General features: G+C 71.2%; 4 protein-coding genes. 1 reads left to right on the top strand and 3 read right to left on the bottom strand.

Annotation, left to right across the window (positions count from 1 at the left end):
• Positions 1-111: 111 nt before the first annotated feature.
• Positions 112-543 carry a DUF2304 domain-containing protein gene (locus ACFRCR_RS17840; RefSeq protein WP_377679441.1) on the bottom strand — a complete coding sequence of 144 codons (432 nt, stop codon included), beginning with the start codon at positions 541-543 and terminating at the stop codon, positions 112-114.
• On the bottom strand, positions 540-1,280 hold the full coding sequence (locus ACFRCR_RS17835; RefSeq protein ID WP_377679439.1) for a glycosyltransferase family 2 protein: 741 nt from the start codon (positions 1,278-1,280) through the stop codon (positions 540-542). The genes ACFRCR_RS17840 and ACFRCR_RS17835 overlap by 4 nt, the downstream gene beginning before the upstream one ends.
• 126 nt (positions 1,281-1,406) lie before the next feature.
• Here ACFRCR_RS17835 and ACFRCR_RS17830 point away from each other — a divergent pair, with 126 nt between their 5' ends.
• A complete protein-coding gene (locus ACFRCR_RS17830; protein ID WP_377679437.1) occupies positions 1,407-2,528 on the top strand; it encodes a glycosyltransferase family 4 protein in 1,122 nt (373 codons plus the stop codon).
• 52 nt (positions 2,529-2,580) lie between these two features.
• Here the strand turns inward: ACFRCR_RS17830 and ACFRCR_RS17825 are convergent, their stop codons facing one another.
• A complete protein-coding gene (locus tag ACFRCR_RS17825; RefSeq protein WP_191794167.1) occupies positions 2,581-3,201 on the bottom strand; it encodes a dTDP-4-dehydrorhamnose 3,5-epimerase family protein in 621 nt (206 codons plus the stop codon).
• Between the last annotated feature and the right edge of the window lie 157 nt (positions 3,202-3,358).

The following is a 3,358-nucleotide window of genomic DNA, read 5'->3' as shown; positions in this document are numbered from 1 at the left end:
CCCCGTGTTGTTGGTGTGCGCCGGGGGGGTCGTGGTGGGCTTCGTTTTGTTCGCCGTGGGTGCCTCCCCGCGTCGGGGGGGGCCGCCCGACCGGTAGGGGACCGGGAGGTGCTAGCGGGCGTCCGGTCCGGGAGCCCCGTGACCGTTCGCGCTCGGCTGCCCGTCGCGGGCGTCCGTGGCGCTGTTCGTGCCCCCGGTCGCGGCCGCGTCGAGCCGTTCGACGTCGAAGCGCACCAGGGCGATCTCCTCGGCGAGCGTCCGCGTCTCCTCCTCGAGCTCCGTGATCTCGACGCTGAGCTGGATGCACACGCCCAGCAGGACCATGAGGGCCAGCGCGAAGATGAGGTTGCTGGGGGTCTCGACGCCGACCACGGAGGCGACGGACTCCACCAGGTGCGGGAAGGCACCGAGGACGCAGACGCCGAGGGCGACGACGATCCAGGTCATGGCGTACTTCTCGCGGAGCCTCCTGCGGCGCAGCAGGACGACGAGGAAGACGACCAGCGCGACACAGCTGGCGAGGGCGAAGTAGTAGCCGCTCATGAGGACTGTCCAATCGGCTGACGGGTCGGCCGCGAGAGCGCGATCACCAGGGCGAGGACCGCTCGCCCGAGGAAGAGGGTTGCCTTGACAGGGTTGTGGGAGGGGGTCCCGCCCGCTCGCGGTCGCATCTCGACCCCGATCTGCCGGATGGTCAGTCCGGCGCGGGAGGCGATGACCATCGACTCGATGGTGTCGCCGAGGTACTCGGCCGGGTAGTCGACCGCGAACAGGGCGATCGCCCGCTTGTTCGAGGCCTTGAACCCGGAGGTCGTGTCGGTCAGCCGTGTACCGACCACCCGTGACAGGGAGGCCGAGAGCAGCTTCATCGCCCAGCGGCGCGGTCCTCGGGCGACGTAGTTGCCCTTGTCCGCGAAGCGTGCGCCGATCACGATGTCGGCGTTGTCGGTGGCCAGGGCCTCGACCACCCGCGCGACGTCGGCGGGGTCGTGCTGCCCGTCGCCGTCGACCTGGACCACGACGTCGTAGCCCCGGCGGGCCGCGAACTTGTAGCCGGCGCGCATGGCACCGCCGACCCCCAGGTTCACGGGCAGATCGAGCACCATCGTCCGTCCCCGTCGTGCAACGGCCGACGTCTGGTCCGTCGATCCGTCGTTGACGACGAGGTAGTCGGCCTGAGGGAGGGCTGCATGCAGCTCGTCGAGCACTCCGGGTAGGGCCTCTTGCTCGTTCCATGCTGGAACGACGATGAGAACGTCTGCTCTGCGGTCACTGGTCACCGGAGGATCTTAGCGTCGGAGCGTCCGGTGGCCCGTATCGGCGACCAAGTACGCTGGCACCGGCCCCGCCCTGGAGAGCTCCTGCGGTGAGGCGTCCTCCCTTCGACCCTGCTCCACGAGGTGCTCATGCATGTTCTGCTCGATGCGACCGCCGTCCCCGCCGACCGCGGAGGTGTCGGGCGCTACGTCGACGAGCTGGTGCCCGAGCTCGACACGGCCGAGCTCGACCTCACGCTCGTCGTCCAACGTCGCGACGTCGAGCACTACCGACGACTGGCTCCCCGCGCGAGGGTCGTCGCAGCTCCCGCGTGGACGTCCCGCCGCCCGGCGCGCCTGCTCTGGGAGCAGGTGGGGCTGCCCGCCCTCGTCCGACGGATCAGGCCCGACGTCGTGCACAGCCCGCACTACACGATGCCGCTGCTGACCCGGACCCCGGTGGTCGTCACGCTGCACGACGCGACCTTCTTCACCACCCCGGAGCTGCACCTGCGGTCCAAGGCGGTCTTCTTCCGGACGGCGATCCGGATCGCGGCCCGACGCGCGGCACGCCTGATCGTCCCGTCCCGCGCGACCCGTGACGAGGTCGTTCGTCTCGTCGGTGCCCGCCCCGAGAAGTTCACCGTCGCCTACCACGGCGTCGACCACGATCTCTTCCGTCCGACGAGCGTGGAGGAGCAGACCCGTGTCAAGGAGTCGCTCGGGCTGTCGGCGACCGCCTACGTCGGCTTCCTCGGCACGCTCGAGCCGCGCAAGAACGTGCCCGCGCTGATCCAGGGCTGGGTCGCGGCGTGCGAGGACCGGACGGACCCGCCCGTGCTCCTGCTGGCAGGCGGGCGAGGCTGGGACGAGAGGATCGACGCCGTGATCGACGAGGTCCCGGCTCACCTCACGGTCCGCCGGACCGGGTTCCTGCCGCTCGAGGACCTGCCGGCGTTCCTGGGCGGCGCCGTCGTGGTCGCCTACCCGAGCCTGGGTGAGGGCTTCGGCCTGCCGGTCCTGGAGGCGATGGCCTGTCGTGCGCCGGTGCTGACGACGAGGGAGCTGTCGCTCCCCGAGGTCGGTGGGGACGCGGTCGCGTACTGCGGCACGGACGCGGCCTCGATCGGCCGGGAGCTCGCCGCTCTGCTCGACGACCCCGAGCGGCGCGCGCGCCTGGCCGAGGCGGGGGCGGAGCGGGCTGCAGGATTCACGTGGGCCGTCGCTGCACGCCACCACGCGGAGACCTACGAGGCGGCCTCGGTGCGTTGATCGGCGTGCTGCGGGCCGCCGGTGGTCCGACCACCTGCGGCCCGCAGGTCGATCAGGACGAGCGCAGCGACTCGAGGTGCTCGTTGACCTGCTCCAGGGTCGGCAGCAGGCCCTGTGCCGCGGCCTCGCCCAGCCCGGGGGCCACGAGGTCCTTCTCCGAGAGCATCGGCGTCAGCGGGGAGCCGTCCCTGGCCGACGTCGGCCACTCGATGCCCACCTCCGGGTCGAGCGGGTGGATGCCGTGCTCGCGACCCGGGGAGTAGCCCGTCGAGCACAGGTATACCACGGTCGAGTCGTCCTCGAGCGAGAGGAAGGCGTGACCGAGCCCCTCGCCGAGGTAGATCGCCCGTCGGTCCGTGTCGTCGAGCAGGACGGAGTCCCACTGCCCGAAGGTCGGGGACCCGACACGGATGTCGACCACGACGTCGAGCACCGCGCCCTTGGGGCACGTGACGTACTTCGCCTGCCCCGGAGGGGTGTCGGCGAAGTGGATGCCACGGAGGACTCCCGCCGAGGACACCGACATGTTCGCCTGCTGGAGGTCGAGGCGGTGCCCGAGCGACTCCTCGAACTTCTCCGACTTGAACCACTCGAGGAACACCCCGCGAGGATCACCGAACTGCTTCGGCGTGATCTCCCAGGCTCCAGGGACGGACAGTTCGCGATACTCCACGGGACAGCTCCTTCAGCGGTTGCGGGCGGTGGACCGACATCCACCACGGCCAAGGGTCGAGTCTAGTGTCGTCGCCCCGGCGAGCCCGGGGCGTGGACGACGAAGGCCCGCCGTCGGGGGCCCGCGGGCCCGCGGGGGGGCGGGGGAGGGGCCCCCC

Origin of the sequence: Oerskovia sp. NPDC056781, assembly GCF_042789955.1 — a bacterium.
GTDB lineage: Bacteria > Actinomycetota > Actinomycetes > Actinomycetales > Cellulomonadaceae > Oerskovia > Oerskovia rustica.
This window is presented reverse-complemented; position numbering and strand designations above follow the sequence as displayed.